The following is a 16,702-nucleotide window of genomic DNA, read 5'->3' as shown; positions in this document are numbered from 1 at the left end:
CCCCGCGAACGGTGCGGGTTTCTCCCGCCCCACAAACCTAGGAAGAGTTACTCTCTTTCGGTAAGTACGTACTTCGAGGTGCGTAGGCCACCCACCGGTAGGAGCGGAGCAGCAGATGGCGACACGCACCGCGGCCCAGCGCCGCGAGGAAGCCCGGTCCGCGTACGACGCCTTCCTCAGGGAATGCCCGACCAACCAGCTGCTCGGCCGCCTCGGCGACAAGTGGGTCGGCCTCATCGTCAGCGCCCTGCGCGAGGGTCCGATGCGCTACAGCGACCTCGGCCGGAGGATCGCCGGGGTGAGCCAGAAGATGCTGACCCAGTCGCTGCGCTCGCTGGAGCGCGACGGCCTCGTCACACGCACCGTGACGCCGTCCGTTCCCGTGCGCGTGGACTACGAACTGACGGAGCTCGGGCGCAGCCTGAGCGATCTGCTGTTCGCGGTGAAGACCTGGGCGGAGACCCATTTCGACCAGGTCCATGAGGCCCGTGAGCGGTACGACGGGGAGGCCGCGGCATGAACGCCACCCCGCGGGTGCTGGCCGTGCTGGACGATCTGCTCGCCTCCGCCGCTCCCGGCGAACGCGGCGCCCTGTGGCATCTCGCCGAACAGGGGCGGGAGTTGGACGCCAACGTCGTGCACCTGCCACCGAACGCCGGGGTGGGTGAGCACCAGGAGGACCTCCTGGACGTGCTGTTGGTCGTCCTCGCGGGCGGCGGCAGCCTGCGTACGGGCGGCGACACCCTGGACCTCGCCCCGACCATGGTCACCTGGCTGCCCCGCACCTCCCGGCGCGCCCTGGAGGCGGGGCCGGAGGGGCTGACGTATCTGACGGTGCACCGCCGCCGTCCCGGGCTGATGATCAAACCGGCCGTCCGGGCCCCGGCGGCGGCGCACGAGGGCGGCGAGGCCCCGTGCATGCTGGACCTGGTCTGCCCGGGGTGCGGGCGGCTGTCGGCGGACCGGAATCCCGCGTTCTGCAGTGCCTGCGGGGAGCCGTACCCGGAGCGTTGACCGGACGGCCGGGGTGTGGCTCCCGGGCTGAGGCGATCTCACTCGCGCCCGACGCCGTGCCGTCCGCGTACCGGACGGTTCTGCAGGAATCCGATGATCTCGGGGGCGATCTTCTTGGGCGCCATGACGACCGCCCCGTGGTTGAGCCCCTTCAGCCTGCGGTGACGGGCGTCCGGGAGCACCTCGGTCAGCGCCCGCGCGGCCCGCTCGAATCCCTGCGGGCTCCTGGAACCGGTCAGCACCAGGACCGGGGCCTTCACCGCGCACCAGGGCCGCCGCTCAAGCGGCCTGCCCTGTTGGGTGTCGCCCATGACGGCGAGGTCGTAGGGCAGCGTGTGGGCCATGCCGGTGAGGGTCCGCCAGACGCGGGGCATCAGCCGCATGGAACCGGCCATGAGCGCGGGCATGTTCTGGGCCTGCACCATGAACGCCTTCACGGCCTCGCCCCGCCGGTCCTCGGCGAGCAGCGCGTCGATGTGCCCGGCGAAGCCGACGGGCGGGCCGAAGGCCTCGGGGGTGACGGAGAACGGCGGCTCGTGGAGTACGAGCCGGTCGACGCCCAGGCCTGCGGCGGCGGCGCGCAGCGCGAGGACCGCACCGGAGGAGCTGCCGAACAGGGAGGCGGAGCCACCCGCGTGCGCGATCAGGGCCGCGATGTCCTGGACCTCGCGCTCCACCGCGTACGCCGCGCCGTCGGAGCTGGCTCCCCGGCCCCGGCGGTCGTAGTTGATGACGGTGAAGTGCCCGGCGAGTATGCCCGCGAGCTTCCTGGTGTCGGAGCGGTCGGCCAGCGCCGAGGACACGAGGACCACCGCGGGCCCACGGCCGGACTGCTCGAAGGCGATCGTCGTGCCGTCGTCCGACCGGACCTCGGACTCGACCGCTCGCTCATGTGTGGACATATTTCCCTCCGGGGTAGCTGGTGACCGCCTCGGAGGGGGAGACCCGGGCGGGGCCGGAAACTCATCGGCGGTCCTCTCGGCATCAGAGGTTCTCGTACCGGTGGTCTTGCCGATGTGACGGCGCGGCGGAACACAGGGCCGGGCGATGGTGAGAACAATGGCGCACGCGCCATGCAGAGGTGACGAAGCCCTCTTCCGCGCTCGCGACCCCGCTCAGCCGCCGCCGCGACACTCGGATATGTGGCAGACGAAGGAGGATCCGTGGTGGATGTCCCGGTGGATCAGCTGACCGGCACCGTCGACAGGGCTCGCGTGCGGGCCCGAGAGCAGCTCCTCGACGCGGGGCTGGAGATGTTCGGCGTCTACGGCTACGCGCAGACGTCGGAGCAGGCGCTGTGCGAGGTGGCCGGAGTCCCGGAGGAGGTGCTCTGGGAGGAGTTCGGCTCCCGGGAGGGGGTGTTGATCACCCTGCACAACCAGGTGACGACGAGCGGACTGCGGGCGGCGGAACGGGCCCTGCTGTCGGAGGGGATGGATGACTGCCCGGTGGAGCGGCGGTTCCGGATCCTCTTCGACGCGTACGTGTCCGCGGTGACCCGGGACCTGCGCGAGGCACGCGTGACGTTCGTCGAGGTGCTGGGGGTGAGCCCGGCCGTCGACGCGCACTGCAAGCGGTGGCGGGACCTGTGGGCCGACTTCCTGACCGGTGAGGCCGAGCGGGCGGCGGTGCGCGGCGAGGCGGAGGAGCGGGACCACCGGGTGGTGGTGATGGTGATGGTCGGCACGGTGCACGAGCTCATGGCCCACCACAGCCGTCGCCCCCGAAGGGCCCGGCCGGACGAGGTGTCGGCGGAACTGACCCAGCTGGGGCTGGCGATGCTGGGGAGGGAGGCGGGGCAGGAGAGCACGCGACCCGGGGCGGCCGCGCGGTGGTCCGGGGCAGGTGACATGCCGCCGTCGGCGTAATGGAACGCTCGGGACGGCCGACGGGGCACGCTGTGGTCGGGTCGCCACGGTCGTGTCGGGAGCCCGTGGGTGTTCGGTGTGGCCGGTGGCTTCGGACCGTCGGCGCGCCAAGGGCGAGAGGCGTCGTGAAGCACTTCGGGATCGACTACGAGGCGGTGTTCCAGGCGATGCCGGGCGCGGTCGCCCTGCTCAGCACCGACCTGGTGTACGCCGACGCCAACGAGGCCTTCCTGCGGATGTCGGGGCGCACCCGTGACCAGGTCATCGACCGCTATCTGTTCGACGTGTTCCCCGACAATCCCAACGATCCCGCCGCGTCCGGCATGCGCAACCTCCGGGCGTCGCTGCTGCGGGTGGCTGCCACCGGCGAGCGGGACGCCATGGCGCTGCAGCGCTACGACGTCGAGCGCCCCGACCGCCCCGGTGAATGGGAGGAGCGGTACTGGAGCCCGGTCAACGCCCCTGTCCCCGGTCCGGACGGGCGGGTGGCGCTGCTGCTGCACCGGGTGGAGGAGGTCACCGAACTGATCCGTGCCCGTGGCGGCCAAAACGGCGGGGACCGGGCCAGGGCGCTGGAGGCCGAGCTGTACACCCGTGCCCGGGAACTCCAGGAGGTCAACGAGCGGCTGCGCCGGTCCCACGCCCGGGAACGCGAGGTCGCCCTGAGCCTGCAGGCCGCGATGCTGCCGCTGCCCGGACCGCTCGGCCCGCGATGGGGTGCTGTGCGCTACCGGCCCGCGGTCGGGTCGCTGAACGTGTGCGGCGACTGGTACGACCTGGCCGAACTCCCCGGCGCGCGCCTCGCGGTCGCGGTCGGGGACGTCGTCGGCCACGGTCTGGCGGCGGCCGGCGTCATGGGGCAGCTCCGCAGCGCACTCAGTGCGGCCGTGCGCGTGGCCGACGGCCCGGCAGCGGCCCTCGACGCGCTCGGCCTCTACGCCCGCTCGGTGGAAGGCGCCGAATCAACCACGGCTCTGCAGGCGGTGATCGACCGCGGCAGCCGTACCGTCACGTACAGCAGCGCAGGTCACCCGCCGCCCGTCCTGTTCCATGCCGACGGCACCTTCGAGTTCCTCGACCGGGCCACCGACCCGCCGCTCGGCGCCCGTGTCGAACACCTTCCACGCGTCCAGGCCGAAGTCACCTACTCCGCGGGCGCCACCCTCGTCCTCTACACCGACGGACTCGTCGAGCGCCGCGGTGAGGACATCGACACCGGCCTCGAGCGGCTCGTCGACTGTCTCGGCCGGCACGCGGCGGCCGCTCCGGACTCCCTCGCCGACGCCCTCCTGGCAGAACTCATTCCGCCGGGCGGCAACACGGACGACACCGCGCTGGTCGTCCTCCGCCTCTGACCCTGCCGGCCGCGGCACCTCTTCGGACGGCGCAGGGGTCCCGATCGTGGTGGATGACCGGCGGAGCCCCTGCCAGCCCAGGCGGCGCCCGGCTGCGGTGGTCGGCCCCTCACGCGCGATCGTCCGGACACGCGGGTCAGAACCTGATGTGGGCGGCCACGGGCAGGTGGTCGCTTCCTGTCGCGGGGAGTGTCCAGATGTGGGTGACCGTCGCCGACCGGGCCATGGCCTGGTCGATCCGGGCCAGGGGCAGCCTCGCCGGCCAGCTGAACGCGAAGTCGGAGTCCGGCTGGTTCAGTTGCGAGGTGACCGGCTCCAGGCCGCGGTCGTCCAGGGTGCTGTTGAGGTCCCCGAGGAGGATCACCCGGTCCAGCGGCTCGGCGGAGAGGGCGGCACCGAGGAGGACCGCGCTCTCGTCCCGCGGGCCGGCACCGAATCCGCCGCTCAGGCCCAGCCGGACCGAGGGCAGGTGCGCGACGTACACGGCGACCTCGCCCCGCGGCGTCCGGGCGGTCGCCCGCAGGCCGCGGTCCCAGCCGTCCCCGAAGGACTTCGGCCTGATGTCCACCTGGCGTAGGCCGGACAGGGGGTACTTCGACCCAGAGCCCGACCGTGCCTCGGGTCGCGTGGTGCGGGTAGTCCGCCGACAGGGCGGCCTCGTACGCGGGCAGGGCCGCGGGCGTGAGCTCCTCCAGGGCGACGAGGCCGGCGTCGGCCCCGAGCAGGGTGCGCACGGTACCAGCCGGATCGGGGTTCTCGTCGCTGACGTTGTGCTGGAGCACCGTGAGCGTGTGCGGGGAGTCGTCGCCGGGGAGCAGCGCGCCGCCGGAGCGGCGTCGCGGCCAGTGCCACGTACGAGCGGCGCAGCACGGCCAGGACGAGCAGGACGGGGACGGACAGGCCCAGCCACGGCAGGAACGTTTCGAGGAGGCTGCCCACGTGCCCGGGACTGCCGGGGACCACGGAGTGGAGGGCCAGGAGGAGGGCGATCAGGGCGGAGAGCACCCCGAGGACCCGCCCCCGCCGCCCGCTCCACGGTGCTCTGCTGTTCTGCGGCTTCGTCATCGCCCCTCCCGGGTCCCCGTACACCGTGCCGGACGGCACGACGTCGCACGTGACGACGACGCGGTGGTCACCGGCCCGGTTCCGGACGCCCGCCCGGCCGTGGCTCAGGCGTAGGCCGGCGTTCCGGCGTACGGGCCGCCCACCTCCCACGCCTGGTGCATCGCGTCCGCGAAGGCCGCGGCCAGTTTGTGCTCGCCGCTGGGGCCGGGGTGCGTGCCGTCGTACGTGTCCGTGTGGATGTCGTAGCCCGTGGGGTGCGAGGCCAGCAGGAGCGGGGAACGCGGATCGTCGAGGTCGGAGACCGCCTTGGCGAGCAGTGTGTTGAAGCGGTCGCACTCGTCGGCGAAGGGGGCGTCGGACTCGGCCCGTATGTTCGGTATCACGGGGAGCAGCACCATCTTGACGTGCGGGTTCGCCGACCTGGCCGCGGCGATGAAGGCCCGTGCGGTGCGGGCCGTCCGGTCGCTGTCCGTGTAGAAGCCGAGGTCGATCAGGCCGAGCGAGACGAGCAGGATGTCCGCGCGGGTGGCCGTGACCGCGTCCGCGACGACCGGGGCCATGTGGAGCCAGCCCTCGCCCCAGCCGGCCAGGTGCCGCCTCGCGGCAGCGGGGAAGGCCGGGTCGCCGTACGCGTGGGACAGAGGGGCGTTCGCGTCGGTGTCGTACAGCTCGGTGCGCGGTCCCGTGATGGCGTACCCGCCCTCGCCGAGGGTCGCTTCGAGGTGCTGCCACATGCGGTAACGCCAGGTGAAATCGCCGGCACGCCCGATGGTCATGGAGTCGCCGACGAAGAGAAAACGCATGGCGACATCATGGCCGATCACCACTCCGGCCTGATACGTGACAGTGGACACTTGTGCCATGAGATCGCTGACTGTCTGCGCTGCCGCCACCCTCCTGTTCCTCGCCGGGGCGGTGCCCGCCGTGGCGGACGACGGGGACGGGGCCGACCGGACCTTCACGATCGAGGACCCCCGGATCACCGAGTCCAGCGGCCTCGCGGCCAGCCGGCTCCACCCCGGCGTCTACTGGACGCACAACGACAGCGAGGACGGGCCGTACGTCTACGCCGTCGACTCCCGGACCGGGAAGACCGTCGCGACGATCACCATGCGGGGGGTGGGGGAGCCCCGCGACGTGGAGGCGATCTCGCTCGGCCCGGACGGGAATCTGTACGTCGGCGACATCGGCGACAACCTCGACGGGTCCTGGGACCACGTCTGGATCTACCGCTTCCCCGAGCCGGAGCGGCTCGGCGACGCCACCGTGCGGGCCACGCAGTTCGACGTGAAGTACGCCGACGGGGCCCGCGACGCCGAGGCGCTGATGGTCCACCCGAAGACGGGGCGGGTGTACATCGCCTCCAAGAACGAGGACGGCGGTGGTCTCTACGAGGGTCCCGCGAAGCTGACCACCGGCGGGGCCAACGTGTTCCGGCGGGTGGGCGAGGTGCCGTGGGTGACGGACGGGGCGTTCTCGCCGGACGGGAAGGACCTGGTGCTGCGCTCGTACTTCAGCACCCGGGGCTACGCCTTCGAGGACGGCCGGCTCGGTGCGGACCACCGGGTGAGCGTGCCGCTCCAGGGGCAGTCCGAGTCGGTGACGTTCACCGCGGACGGCTCGGCGCTGATGTCCGGCTCCGAGGGGGAGCGGAGCGAAGTGGTCCGGGTGGACGTCGAGGGCGGCGGGAACGGCGGCGAGGCGGCGTCCCGGGAGGGCGGCGGGCCCTCCTCCGACGCGGGGGGCGGCGAAGGCACCGGAAACGTCGGGGTGACCGGGGGCGCCGTGCTCCTGGGCCTCGTCGTGCTGGCCGTGATCGGCGTCAAGCGGCGGCGCGGCGAGGGGTGAAACGGCCCGGGACCGTCGGCGGCGGGTCCTGCGCGGGGGCGGTCGCGGGTCAGTCCTCGTCGGTGACGGGGCGGAGCTCGTAGTGCAGCGTCCGGTCCCGCTTCGCCCGGTGGACCAGCGGTACGACCACGCCGTGCAGGACCGGGTGCTTGCGCGAGAGCATCCGCGCCGCGTGCGTGTTCTCCCGCGAACCGGCCTGGAGCAGACGGGCGTGGGCGTCGATCTGCGGCCCCGTCGGTCTGCCGCCCACCGTGCACGGGCCGATCCGCACCCTCGGATGGTTGCGCATCCGGTCCACCTTCCACGCCGAGGAGAACGTGCGGATGTAGGCGTGGTCGCCTTCGACGGCGATGCTGACGGGGGTGTGGACCTCGGATCCGTCCTGCCGCCGGGAGCTGAGCAGGACGGCGTACTGCTTCACGAACGGCTCCAGCTCGCGGATCGTGTCCATACCTCCCATGGTCCACGGATCGAGTGCCGCGTCATTTCCGCGCGTGCTCCCGTAGGAGCGCTTCGAGGCCGCCGGGGGCGTTACGGGGTGCACGGGGGACAGGCGGCTCGGCCTGGCCACCCTGCCGCCGGCCGTACGCAGGTTCCAGCGTCTCGGCCGCTGACCGGCCGGGCCCCGGCATAGGGTCGGCACCCTATGCCGACGACGACCACCGGGCCCGCCCCCTTCTCCACCCAACGCCTCGACGCGTTGCCGCTCGACACCGCGTACGCCGACGAGATGGCCACCGTTCTCGCGGACCCCTCCCTGCACGCGTACACGGGAGGTGCCCCGGAGGACGCGGACACCCTGCGCGCCCGCTACGCGCGCCGGAGCGCGGGCTCCCCCGACCCCGCCGAACGGTGGTGGAACTGGGTGCTCCGGGTCCGCGCCGACGGCCGCCTGGCCGGCTACGTACAGGCGACCGTGCGTGGTTCGCGGGCCGAGGTGGCCTGGGTGGTGGGAGCCGGCCGGCAGGGCCGGGGGTACGCGAAGGAGGCCGCCACCGGCCTGGTCCGGCACCTGCTGGACGGGGGAGCGGTCCGTACCGTGATCGCCCACATCCACCCGGAGCACGGCGCGTCCGCCGCCGTCGCCGCGGCAGCCGGACTGCTGCCCACGGACGAGTGGGAGGACGGTGAGGTGCGGTGGCGCGTGGACGCGCCACGCCCGGGACCGGGACGGGTCTGACGGGTTATTTCCGCAGGCCCCGGCGGAGGGGGTGCGGGCGGCGCCCGGTGTCGGGCCCGGGGACGGGACGCCTCCTCGTCCGAGGTGTCCGTCGCGCATCGGGCCGTTCCGGTACCGGAGTTGAAGCCGCCCCCTCCCCACTACAGTGCCTGACCGTGACCGCATTCGACTTCCTGCAGACGACCCGGGCGTCGTACGACGCCATCGCCGACGCATACGCCACCCGTTTCCGGGGTGAACTGGCCGCCAAGCCCCTCGACCGGGCCGTACTGGTGGCGTTCGCCGAACTCGTGCGGGACAGAAGCGGCGGGCCCGTCGCCGATGTGGGCTGCGGCACGGGTCGGGTGACGGGGTATCTGCACGGACTGGGGGTCGACGTGTTCGGCATCGACCTGTCCCCGGGGATGCTGGCCGCCGCCCGGCGGGACCATCCGGGACTGCGGTTCGAGGAAGGATCCATGCTCGGCCTCGACCTGCCGGACGGCGGCCTCGGCGGACTGCTGGCCTGGTACTCCACGATCCACGTACCGGACGATCAACTACCGCGTGTGTTCGCCGAGTTCTTCCGGGTGCTCGCCCCGGGCGGCCACCTCCTGCTGGGCTTCCAGGCGGGTGACGGGGTGCTGCGCCGGACGGAGGCGTTCGGGCACGACATCGACCTCGACTTCCGCCGCCGGCGGCCGGAGTGGATGGCCGAGCTGCTGATCACGGCGGGGCTGACGATGAACGCCCGGGTGGTGCGCGAGATCGACGAGGAGGGCGACTTCCCCGAGACGAGCGGGCAGGCCTTCCTGCTGGCGCGGAAGCCGATTGTCAGTGGTGGGCGGGAGGATGGGGACACCGACTGAGGGGGCTTTGATGGGGACCTGGGGCATGGGTCATTTCGACAGCGACACCGCCGCGGACTTCGCCGGGAATCTCGACGACGCGCCGTCCGACAAGCGCGAGAGCGTGATCAGGGAGGCGCTGACGGTCGTCGTCCGTACGGGGCCGCAGGAGTACCTCGACGCCGACGACGGAGTCGTGGCGGTGGCCGCGGCGGCGCTTCTCGCGGCCCGAAGGCCGGGCGGCGCACCGGTGGACACCGTGTACGGCCCGGATGAGCCCCTGCCCCCGTTCGCCCAGGACCTGGGCCCGCTGGCGGTGCTGGCCCTGGACCGGGTCGTCGCCGACGAGTCCGAGGTGCTGGAGCTCTGGGCGGAGGCGGGGGAGGGCGATCAGTGGCGTGCGGGGGTGCTCGCCCTCCGCGAGGTCCTGGCGGGGGGAGCGGGGCTCCGGACGCCGGCCGGGTGACCCGGCACCGACACATATGGGCTGGTGTCGAGACCATCGTCGTAGGACGGTGCGCCCCGGTTCGTCCCGCAGGCGGTGCGCCACCCGGTCGAGTGACGCAGAGACGGCCCCGCACGCCTCAGGTGTGCGGGGCCGTCTCGTGCGCGCAGGGGTTACAGCTTGTCGATCACGTAGTCGACGCAGGCCGTCAGCGCCTGGACGTCCGCCGGGTCGATCGCCGGGAACATCGCCACGCGCAGCTGGTTGCGGCCCAGCTTGCGGTACGGCTCCGTGTCGACGATGCCGTTGGCACGGAGCACCTTGGCGACCGCCGCCGCGTCGATGCCCTCCTCGAAGTCGATCGTGCCGATGACCTGCGAGCGCTTCGCGGGGTCGGTGACGAACGGGCTCGCGTAGGTGGACTTCTCGGCCCAGCCGTACAGGTGCTGCGACGAGGCGGCCGTGCGGCCGGTGGTGAAGTCCAGGCCGCCCTGGGTGTTCATCCACTTCAGCTGCTCGTTCAGCAGGAAGAGCGTGGCGAGCGCCGGGGTGTTGTACGTCTGATTCTTCAGGGAGTTGTCGATCGCCGTGGGCAGCGAGAAGAACTCCGGTACGTGCCGGCCGGAGGCGTGGACACGTGCGGCGCGCTCCAGGGCCGCCGGGGAGAACACGCCGATCCACAGGCCGCCGTCGGAGGCGAAGGACTTCTGCGGGGCGAAGTAGTAGACGTCCGTCTCGGTGATGTCGACCGGCAGGCCGCCCGCGCCGGAGGTGGCGTCCACCAGGACGAGTGAACCCTCGTCGGCGCCCGTGACCCGCTCGACCGGGGCGGCGACACCGGTGGAGGTCTCGTTGTGGGTGAAGGCGTATACGTCGACGCCCGCCTCGGCCTCCGGGTCCGGGTGGGTGCCCGGGTCGGAGGCGATGACGGTGGGGTCGGCCAGCCACGGGGCGAGCTTGGCGGCCTTCGCGAACTTGGACGAGAACTCGCCGAAGTTCAGGTGCTGGGACTTGTTCTCGATGAGACCGTGCGTCGCGATGTCCCAGAAGGCGGTGGACCCGCCGTTGCCCAGGACGACCTCGTAGCCCTCGGGGAGGGAGAAGAGGCCGCGTACACCGTCACGCACCTCGCCGACCAGGTTCTTGACCGGGGCCTGGCGATGGGACGTACCGAGGAGAGAGGTGCCCGTGGCGGCCAGCGCGTCGAGCGCCTCCGTCCGCACCTTGGAGGGTCCGGCGCCGAAACGGCCGTCGGCGGGCTTGATGTCAGCGGGAATCTGGATGTCGGCCACGAGCCGGAGCGTAGTCCCTCCGGGGTCGGGTCGAGGACCGTGTCCGTCGGATGAGACGCGAGCGTCACGGCTCGTGGACAGTGTGTGCGCGGCCCTCAGCCCAGGTCGACCGGGAGCTCGTGCAGGTCGTTCTGGGTCACGATCGGCTTGTTGCGCAGCTCGGAGGCCGGTACCGCGAGATCCAGCTCGGGGAAGCGCTCGTACAGCGCCGGGAGGGCCACCCCGGCCTCCATCCGGGACAGCGCGGCACCGGGGCAGACGTGCGGGCCGTGGCCGAAGGCGATGTGCCGGTTCGGGGAGCGGGTGATGTCGAAGTCACCCGCGGTCGGCCCGTACTGCCGCTCGTCGCGGCCCAGTGCGCCGAAGGAGACGATCAGCGCCTCGCCCTTGGGCAGGACCCGGTCGCCGACCTCGATGTCCTCGGTCGCGAACCGGATGAGGACGTGCGAGGTCGGGGAGTTCCAGCGCAGGGTCTCCTCGATCACGTTCTCCCACGGCACCTCCCCGGCGAGTACGCGCTCGCGCTGCTCGGGGTGGGTCTGGAGCGCCTCCACGACGTTGACGATGAGGCTGATCGTGGTCTCGTGACCGGCCGCGATGATCAGCTGCAGCGTGTTGACGATCTCCTCGTCGGTGAGGTGGTCGCCGTCCTCGGAGGCCGCGATCAGCGCGCTCGTCAGGTCGTCGCCCGGGTTCGCCCGCTTGCCGTCCACGATCTTCGTGAAGAGGGAGCCGAGGTCCGCCATCATCTGCGGCACCTCCTCCGGCGGGGTCTGCGTCGAGAAGAACTTCTCGAAGAGCTCCTTCAGCCGCGGGTGGTCGGCCGCGTCCACGCCCATCAGCTCGCTGATGACGTTCATGGGCAGCGGGTAGGCGAATTCGGCCTTCAGGTCGACGGGCTCGCCCTCGGGCAGCGCGGCCAGCCGGTCCAGGCTCGCGTTCGTCAGCGCCTCGATGCCCTCGCGCAGCCGCTCCACGCGCTTCACGGTCAGCGCCTGGGCGACCAGGGTGCGGAGCCTGCGGTGCTCCGTGCCGTCCACCGTGAGCATGGAGCGGCCCGGGTTGGCCAGGCCGATCAGCGGCCAGTCCATGGGGATCTCGCCGCGCTGCCAGGCGTTCCAGACGTTGATGTCCTTGACCACACGGCTGTCGGTGAGCAGCTGACGTGCCTCGGCGTGATGGGTGACCGCGTAGCAGTGCACCCCGCCGGGGAGCTCCACCTCGGCCAGTGGCCCGGCGGCGCGCAGCGCGGCACTCTCGCCGTCGAGGTCGGCGACGAAGGGATCGAGGACGATCCGGGTCATTTCTGGCCTCCAAGTGCGGGGGTCGGGGTGAAGTGCACCGGCAGGTCGGTCAGCCCGCGGAGCCACGGGGACGGGCGCCGGGTCAGCTGGTCCTCGGGCACGTCGAGGTCGATGTCGGGAAGCCGGTCCAGGAGCACCTCGATCCCCGTGCGGGCGATGACCTCGGCGGTCTCCTGGGCGGGGAACGGGCAGCGGTGCTCCCCGTGGCCGAAGGAGAGGAAGGCGTTGTTGCCGCCGGTCAGCGTGGAGCCGTCGGTGCGCACCTGGGGGTCGCCGTTGGCCGCGGCGATGCCGAGGAGCAGCATGTCGCCGGCGCGGATGTGACGTCCGCCGAGGTGGGTGTCGCGGGAGGCCCAGCGGCCGGCCACGTTCTGGGACGGGGTGTCCTCCCAGAGCACTTCGTTCATGGCCTCGGCGACGCTGTGCCGTCCGCCGGAGAGCGAGGCGGCGAAGCGGTCGTCGGTCAGCATCAGACGCAGTGAGTTGCCGATCCAGTCGGCTGTCGGCTGGTGGCCGGCCGCCATCATGACCATGAGGTCCTGGGCGACCTCCTCGTCGGTGAAGCCGCCGGGGGCGTCCAGCATCCTGGTCGCGACGTCGTCGCCCGGCTCCGTGTGCTTGTCGGCCAGGAGCTGGAACATGGCCCCGCCCAGGTGCTGCTGGCCGGCCAGGGCCCGCTCACGGCCGTCGATCATGTCGTTGAGCGCCCCCACGAGCGGCGCCCCGACCTCGTCGCTGAACCCGTAGAGCTTCGCGAGCACGCGGGCGGGGAGCAGCATCGCGTACTCGGCGATGATGTCGGTCCGCCCGGTGGCGCAGAACCGGTCGATGAGGCTGTCGGCGAAGTCCTCCGCGTACCCCTTCAGCGCGAACGGGTCGACTGCCTCCAGCGCGTTGCTGATCATGGCCGCGCGGACGGTGTGCCGCTCACCGACCGTGTAGAGGATCGACGGCTGCTTGCGGCCGATCATCGGCAGCAGCGGCCAGCCGTCCGGGATGTTGTCCCACTGGTTCCACAGGTCCGAGTCCCGGCTGAAGAGCACCGGGTCTCCGGTGACCTGGTGCAGTTCGCGATAACCGATGATCAGCCAGGCTGGTATGCCGCCGTCGAGCACGACCGGGGCCACCGCGCCGTGGTCGCGGCGCATGTCCCGGTACAGCTGCACGGGGTCGGTCTGGAACCGTGGCCCGGACAGGGGTATGGAACCGTGGGGCACGGGGCACTGGGTCACAGCGTGGGCTCCGGGGTCTTTGCGGCCGCCGGGGCGGGGCTTCCCGCCGGGGCCGCGTCCGCGGCCTTCGCACGGGCGACGGAGAGTGCGTGGAGGTGTTCGACGAGCGTGATCAGGACGTACTTGCTGGAGGACCGGTCCCGGGCGTCGCACTCGACGAGCGGGACGTCGGGGGAGAGGTCCAGGGCCTCCCGGATCTGCTGCTCGGAGTGGAGCGGTCCGCCGAAGTCGTTGCACGCGACGATGAACGGGGTGCCGTGGTGCTCCAGCCGGTCGATCGCGTACCAGGAGTCGGCGAGCCGCCGGGTGTCGACGAGGACGACGGCGCCCAGGGTCCCGGAGAAGAGGCGGTCCCACAGGAACCAGAAGCGTTCCTGTCCGGGAGCGCCGAAAAGGTAGAGGACCGAGTGCGCGTCGAGCGTGATCCGGCCGAAGTCGAAGGCGACCGTGGTGGACGTCTTGGACTGCACGCCGTCGAGGTGGTCGACGGCCTCGCCCGCGCGGGTCATGGTCTCTTCGGTGTTGAGCGGACGGATCTCGCTCACGGAACGGACCATGGTGGTCTTGCCGACCCCGAAGCCGCCGACGACGACGATCTTCAGTCCGTTGTCGGCTGTCGCCTGCAGGGCGGCACGGTCAGAGGTTGCGGAGTCCAACGAGTACCTGTTCCAAGGTGTCGGTGTCGGGGAGCCGGTCCGCGACACGGGCAGTACGGGGGTGGCGGGCGCTGATCCGGCCGGTGTCGAGCAGGTCGCAGAGCATGATGCGCACGATGCTGACGGGCAGGTTCAGGGTTGCCGAGATCTCGACGACCGCGGTGGGCCGCTGGCACATCCGCAGGATCGCGACGTGTTCCGACTGCATCCCGGGGTTCGGATCGCATTCGGCGACGACGAGCGTCACCAGGTCGAACGCGGCCGAGTCGGACCGGCTGCGGCCACCCGTGAGGGTGTACAGCCGGTCCGGATCGTCGTCGCGTCCGGGGCGGGGGCGCGGCGCCGACGTCATACGTTCGCGGTTTCCGTGGTCGGGGCCGCCGCGCCGTCCGCCTCCGCGGGGGTCCTCGGCGGGGCCACGAGGTACTCGCCGAGCTGCTCGACGAGCTCGCTCATGTTGTGGCCGACGAGGCCGACGTCGGAGTCCTCGGCGGCGACCACCGCGAGGTGCGCGCCCGCGCCCGCCTCGACGATGAACAGCACACCGCCGTAGAACTCGGCCATCGCGGACCGTACGCCGCCGGTGCCGTCACCGAACTCGATGGACGCGCCGTGCGACAGGCTCTGGATCCCGGCCGAGATCGCGGCCAGCTGATCCGCCTGGTCGACGGAGAGCTCGGGGGTACGGCACAGCTTCAGGCCGTCCCGGGACAGGACGAGGGCGTGCCGGGCGCCGGGCGTGCGGTCCAGGAGCCCCTCCAGCAGCCAGTTGAGCTTCTCGTCGGTGGTCGCGGTCATCGGGTGTTGCCTTCCGGGTGCGGGGAGTTGGCTCGTACCGCCTGGCTGAAGGTGCTGAAGCGCGCGGCCTGGACCTTCGGATCGGTGGCACGGGGCCGGGGGGAGTCGGCGCCGCCGGGGGTGGCATTGCCGGTACGGGATTCGGCGGCGGCCAGGGTGCGGCCGCGGCGGCGCTTGGGCAGTCCGCTGTCGCCGAACTGGGGCACGGCACCGGTGGATTCGGACGCGGACTCCGGCCCGGACGCGGGTTCCGGCGCGGACCCGGTCACGGTCCCGGGGGAGCCCGGTGCGGCGGCCGTCATGTGGTCCGGCTCCGGCTCGGGGCGGCCGGCCACCGGGGCGGGTGCGGGGGCCGGTACGGCGGCCGGGGCGGGGACCGGGGCACGGGAGATGAGCTCCTGCGGCAGCATCATCAGCGCGCCCGTACCACCGCGCGCCGACGGCCGGAAGGAGACGGTCAGACCGTGCTTACGGGCCAGCCGGCCGACGACGGCGAGGCCGAGCCGGGTGCCGGAGAGACCCGTGAGGTCCTGGTTCTCGGCGGACACGGCACGCTCCGCGCGGCGCAGCTGCACGTCGCTCATCACCAGACCGCTGTCCTCGACGGTGACGACGATGCCGGCCGGGACCTCCTCGACGTACACGTGCACTTCGGCGGTGGGCGGCGAGAAGTTGGCGGCGTTGTCGAGGAGCTCCGCGAGGGCGTGCATGACGCCCTCGGCGGCGTGACCGGCGATCGCCACGTCACTGGTGGAGTGCAGGCGGATGCGCTGGTAGCTGCCGATCCGGCCCATCGCGCCGCGCAGGATCGACTCCATGACGATCGGCTTCGCCCAGCGGCGCCCGGAGCGGGCGCCGGTCAGCACGGCGATGGAGTCGGCGAGGCGGCCCGCCTGGGCGGTGCGGTGGTCCAGGTGCAGCAGGTCGCCGAGCACGTCCTCGGCGGTGTGCCGGTGCTCCATCTCGCGCAGGTCGGCCAGCATGCTCGTGGCCAGGGCCTGCATGCGGCCCGCGGCGTTGGCACAGGCGGCGACCGCCGCGGAGCGCTCGGTCTCACTGCGCCGGGCCCGGGCGGTGAGCCGCTCGACCTCCGCGGTGAGACGGCGGGTCTGCTCGGCGGCCTCCTCGGTGGCGCGGGCGACCAGGCCGTTGGCCTCGGCGGTGACCCGGGCGGTTTCGGCGGCGGCGGCCGCCCTGATCCGGGCCGTCTCCGCGGTGAAGCGCTGTGCCTCGGCGGCGGAGGACGAGACGAGCCGGGAGGTCTCGGCGGTGAAGCGTTCGGAGTCGGCGGCCCGCAGCGCGCGGAGATTGCGTGCGGTGGCGAGCGTGTGGACGGTGACGGCCACCGCGACGCACAGCAGTACGGCGGCGGCGCTCGCCCCCCAGGACAGCGGGGTCCGTACCGAGGTGGGAGCGGCGGCGACCGCCCACAGGCACAGGGAACCGGTAACGGCCGCTGAGATCAGCAGGGCGAGTGCGGTCGGCCGGAGTGAAGGGCGCAATCGGAGTCCTCGGGGCGGACGGTTCAAAGGGAAGGGACAATCGGGACACTCGGGGCGGCCGTGACGATAGGGCCACAACTGGAGCTGATTGTTCCTGATCAAGTCATGGCAACTATAGGAGAATTGGCAAGTTGTTTGGGGATTCCTTGTGGCCACTTCTGTTTCAAATTTGGCTTGAAGGCGACTCTGGCTGAGTGCTGTGGGTGCCGTCCCGGGGGTGAACCGGGGCTACGGGCGGGGAATGTGTGCCATATGTGACGGTATGTACCCTGCGGGGCGTTTGGTTTATCACGATCGTCGCTCAGGAGCGGGTGGC

At 72.0% G+C, this 16,702-nt stretch carries 18 protein-coding genes and 1 pseudogene; 8 read left to right on the top strand and 11 right to left on the bottom strand.

All coding sequences use genetic code 11. The features are described 5' to 3' along the window. Positions 1-115 precede the first annotated feature (115 nt). Complete coding sequence (locus tag AB0F38_RS11870; RefSeq protein ID WP_361890436.1) at positions 116-520, top strand: helix-turn-helix domain-containing protein; 405 nt, start codon at positions 116-118, stop codon at positions 518-520. Next, on the top strand, positions 517-1,014 hold the full coding sequence (locus AB0F38_RS11865; protein ID WP_361890433.1) for a hypothetical protein: 498 nt from the start codon (positions 517-519) through the stop codon (positions 1,012-1,014). Before AB0F38_RS11870 ends, AB0F38_RS11865 begins: the two co-directional genes overlap by 4 nt. Before the next feature lie 38 nt (positions 1,015-1,052). On the opposite strand, the gene AB0F38_RS11860 is transcribed toward AB0F38_RS11865, so the two are convergent. Beyond that, positions 1,053-1,916: an alpha/beta hydrolase gene (locus AB0F38_RS11860; protein ID WP_361890431.1), complete on the bottom strand. Its 864-nt coding sequence runs from the start codon at positions 1,914-1,916 to the stop codon at positions 1,053-1,055. A 264-nt stretch (positions 1,917-2,180) separates the two neighbouring features. Here AB0F38_RS11860 and AB0F38_RS11855 point away from each other — a divergent pair, with 264 nt between their 5' ends. Both AB0F38_RS11855 and AB0F38_RS11850 read left to right on the top strand, forming a co-directional pair. After that, complete coding sequence (locus AB0F38_RS11855) at positions 2,181-2,882, top strand: TetR/AcrR family transcriptional regulator (protein WP_361890696.1); 702 nt, start codon at positions 2,181-2,183, stop codon at positions 2,880-2,882. A gap of 125 nt (positions 2,883-3,007) precedes the next feature. Beyond that, positions 3,008-4,237: a SpoIIE family protein phosphatase gene (locus AB0F38_RS11850; protein WP_361890428.1), complete on the top strand. Its 1,230-nt coding sequence runs from the start codon at positions 3,008-3,010 to the stop codon at positions 4,235-4,237. Between the two features lie 136 nt (positions 4,238-4,373). Here the strand turns inward: AB0F38_RS11850 and AB0F38_RS11845 are convergent. Both AB0F38_RS11845 and AB0F38_RS11840 read right to left on the bottom strand, forming a co-directional pair. Further along, positions 4,374-5,302 (bottom strand): annotated as a pseudogene (locus AB0F38_RS11845) (endonuclease/exonuclease/phosphatase family protein). Between the two features lie 104 nt (positions 5,303-5,406). Then, positions 5,407-6,165, bottom strand: a complete 759-nt coding sequence (locus tag AB0F38_RS11840; RefSeq protein ID WP_361890426.1) for a GDSL-type esterase/lipase family protein — start codon at positions 6,163-6,165, stop codon at positions 5,407-5,409. On the opposite strand from AB0F38_RS11840, the gene AB0F38_RS11835 reads away from it, so the two are divergent. Continuing rightward, entirely contained in the window at positions 6,164-7,150 is a 987-nt protein-coding gene (locus AB0F38_RS11835; protein WP_361890423.1) for a WD40 repeat domain-containing protein, read from the top strand. The two genes, AB0F38_RS11840 and AB0F38_RS11835, sit on opposite strands and share 2 nt — an antisense overlap. A 49-nt stretch (positions 7,151-7,199) precedes the next feature. Here AB0F38_RS11835 and AB0F38_RS11830 read toward each other — a convergent pair whose 3' ends face one another. Next, positions 7,200-7,601, bottom strand: coding sequence for a PPOX class F420-dependent oxidoreductase (locus tag AB0F38_RS11830; protein ID WP_361890420.1), 402 nt, complete (start codon positions 7,599-7,601; stop codon positions 7,200-7,202). Positions 7,602-7,796: 195 nt separating this feature from the next. Here AB0F38_RS11830 and AB0F38_RS11825 point away from each other — a divergent pair, with 195 nt between their 5' ends. The 3 genes from AB0F38_RS11825 to AB0F38_RS11815 all read left to right on the top strand — a co-directional run bounded on the left by AB0F38_RS11825 (position 7,797) and on the right by AB0F38_RS11815 (position 9,623). Continuing rightward, complete coding sequence (locus AB0F38_RS11825) at positions 7,797-8,330, top strand: GNAT family N-acetyltransferase (RefSeq protein ID WP_361890418.1); 534 nt, start codon at positions 7,797-7,799, stop codon at positions 8,328-8,330. 155 nt (positions 8,331-8,485) lie between these two features. Beyond that, positions 8,486-9,178 carry a class I SAM-dependent methyltransferase gene (locus tag AB0F38_RS11820; protein ID WP_361890416.1) on the top strand — a complete coding sequence of 231 codons (693 nt, stop codon included), beginning with the start codon at positions 8,486-8,488 and terminating at the stop codon, positions 9,176-9,178. A 10-nt stretch (positions 9,179-9,188) separates the two neighbouring features. Continuing rightward, positions 9,189-9,623 carry a DUF4259 domain-containing protein gene (locus AB0F38_RS11815; protein ID WP_361890413.1) on the top strand — a complete coding sequence of 145 codons (435 nt, stop codon included), beginning with the start codon at positions 9,189-9,191 and terminating at the stop codon, positions 9,621-9,623. A 152-nt stretch (positions 9,624-9,775) separates the two neighbouring features. Here the strand turns inward: AB0F38_RS11815 and serC are convergent, their stop codons facing one another. The 7 genes from serC to AB0F38_RS11780 form a co-directional block, all read right to left on the bottom strand. Further along, complete coding sequence (gene serC / locus AB0F38_RS11810) at positions 9,776-10,894, bottom strand: phosphoserine transaminase (RefSeq protein WP_361890411.1); 1,119 nt, start codon at positions 10,892-10,894, stop codon at positions 9,776-9,778. A gap of 95 nt (positions 10,895-10,989) precedes the next feature. Beyond that, positions 10,990-12,198 (bottom strand): cytochrome P450, encoded by a 1,209-nt coding sequence (locus AB0F38_RS11805; protein WP_361890408.1) that lies wholly within the window; start codon positions 12,196-12,198, stop codon positions 10,990-10,992. After that, on the bottom strand, positions 12,195-13,430 hold the full coding sequence (locus AB0F38_RS11800) for a cytochrome P450 (protein WP_361890406.1): 1,236 nt from the start codon (positions 13,428-13,430) through the stop codon (positions 12,195-12,197). Before AB0F38_RS11800 ends, AB0F38_RS11805 begins: the two co-directional genes overlap by 4 nt. Continuing rightward, positions 13,427-14,086: an ATP/GTP-binding protein gene (locus AB0F38_RS11795; protein WP_361890403.1), complete on the bottom strand. Its 660-nt coding sequence runs from the start codon at positions 14,084-14,086 to the stop codon at positions 13,427-13,429. Before AB0F38_RS11795 ends, AB0F38_RS11800 begins: the two co-directional genes overlap by 4 nt. Next, complete coding sequence (locus AB0F38_RS11790; RefSeq protein WP_361890400.1) at positions 14,067-14,438, bottom strand: DUF742 domain-containing protein; 372 nt, start codon at positions 14,436-14,438, stop codon at positions 14,067-14,069. The genes AB0F38_RS11795 and AB0F38_RS11790 overlap by 20 nt, the downstream gene beginning before the upstream one ends. After that, a complete protein-coding gene (locus AB0F38_RS11785; protein WP_361890397.1) occupies positions 14,435-14,884 on the bottom strand; it encodes a roadblock/LC7 domain-containing protein in 450 nt (149 codons plus the stop codon). The genes AB0F38_RS11790 and AB0F38_RS11785 overlap by 4 nt, the downstream gene beginning before the upstream one ends. After that, the gene (locus AB0F38_RS11780; protein WP_361890394.1) at positions 14,881-16,386 is read right to left on the bottom strand and encodes an ATP-binding protein; all 1,506 of its coding nucleotides are present in this window, start codon (positions 16,384-16,386) and stop codon (positions 14,881-14,883) included. The genes AB0F38_RS11785 and AB0F38_RS11780 overlap by 4 nt, the downstream gene beginning before the upstream one ends. Positions 16,387-16,702: the final 316 nt, after the last annotated feature.

It is taken from the genome of Streptomyces sp. NPDC025273 (assembly GCF_040638585.1).
Lineage (GTDB): Bacteria > Actinomycetota > Actinomycetes > Streptomycetales > Streptomycetaceae > Streptomyces > Streptomyces cinereorectus.
This window is presented reverse-complemented; position numbering and strand designations above follow the sequence as displayed.

What these genes read in the sequence shown, in the direction of transcription:
- AB0F38_RS11825 (WP_361890418.1), top strand. Translation starts at nt 7,797, where the DNA reads ATGCCGACGACGACCACCGGGCCCGCCCCCTTCTCCACCCAACGCCTC.
- AB0F38_RS11805 (WP_361890408.1), bottom strand. Translation starts at nt 12,198, where the DNA reads ATGACCCGGATCGTCCTCGATCCCTTCGTCGCCGACCTCGACGGCGAG.
- AB0F38_RS11870 (WP_361890436.1), top strand. Translation starts at nt 116, where the DNA reads ATGGCGACACGCACCGCGGCCCAGCGCCGCGAGGAAGCCCGGTCCGCG.
- AB0F38_RS11830 (WP_361890420.1), bottom strand. Translation starts at nt 7,601, where the DNA reads ATGGACACGATCCGCGAGCTGGAGCCGTTCGTGAAGCAGTACGCCGTC.
- AB0F38_RS11835 (WP_361890423.1), top strand. Translation starts at nt 6,164, where the DNA reads ATGAGATCGCTGACTGTCTGCGCTGCCGCCACCCTCCTGTTCCTCGCC.
- AB0F38_RS11815 (WP_361890413.1), top strand. Translation starts at nt 9,189, where the DNA reads ATGGGGACCTGGGGCATGGGTCATTTCGACAGCGACACCGCCGCGGAC.
- AB0F38_RS11860 (WP_361890431.1), bottom strand. Translation starts at nt 1,916, where the DNA reads ATGTCCACACATGAGCGAGCGGTCGAGTCCGAGGTCCGGTCGGACGAC.
- AB0F38_RS11785 (WP_361890397.1), bottom strand. Translation starts at nt 14,884, where the DNA reads ATGACCGCGACCACCGACGAGAAGCTCAACTGGCTGCTGGAGGGGCTC.
- AB0F38_RS11865 (WP_361890433.1), top strand. Translation starts at nt 517, where the DNA reads ATGAACGCCACCCCGCGGGTGCTGGCCGTGCTGGACGATCTGCTCGCC.
- AB0F38_RS11840 (WP_361890426.1), bottom strand. Translation starts at nt 6,165, where the DNA reads ATGGCACAAGTGTCCACTGTCACGTATCAGGCCGGAGTGGTGATCGGC.
- AB0F38_RS11790 (WP_361890400.1), bottom strand. Translation starts at nt 14,438, where the DNA reads ATGACGTCGGCGCCGCGCCCCCGCCCCGGACGCGACGACGATCCGGAC.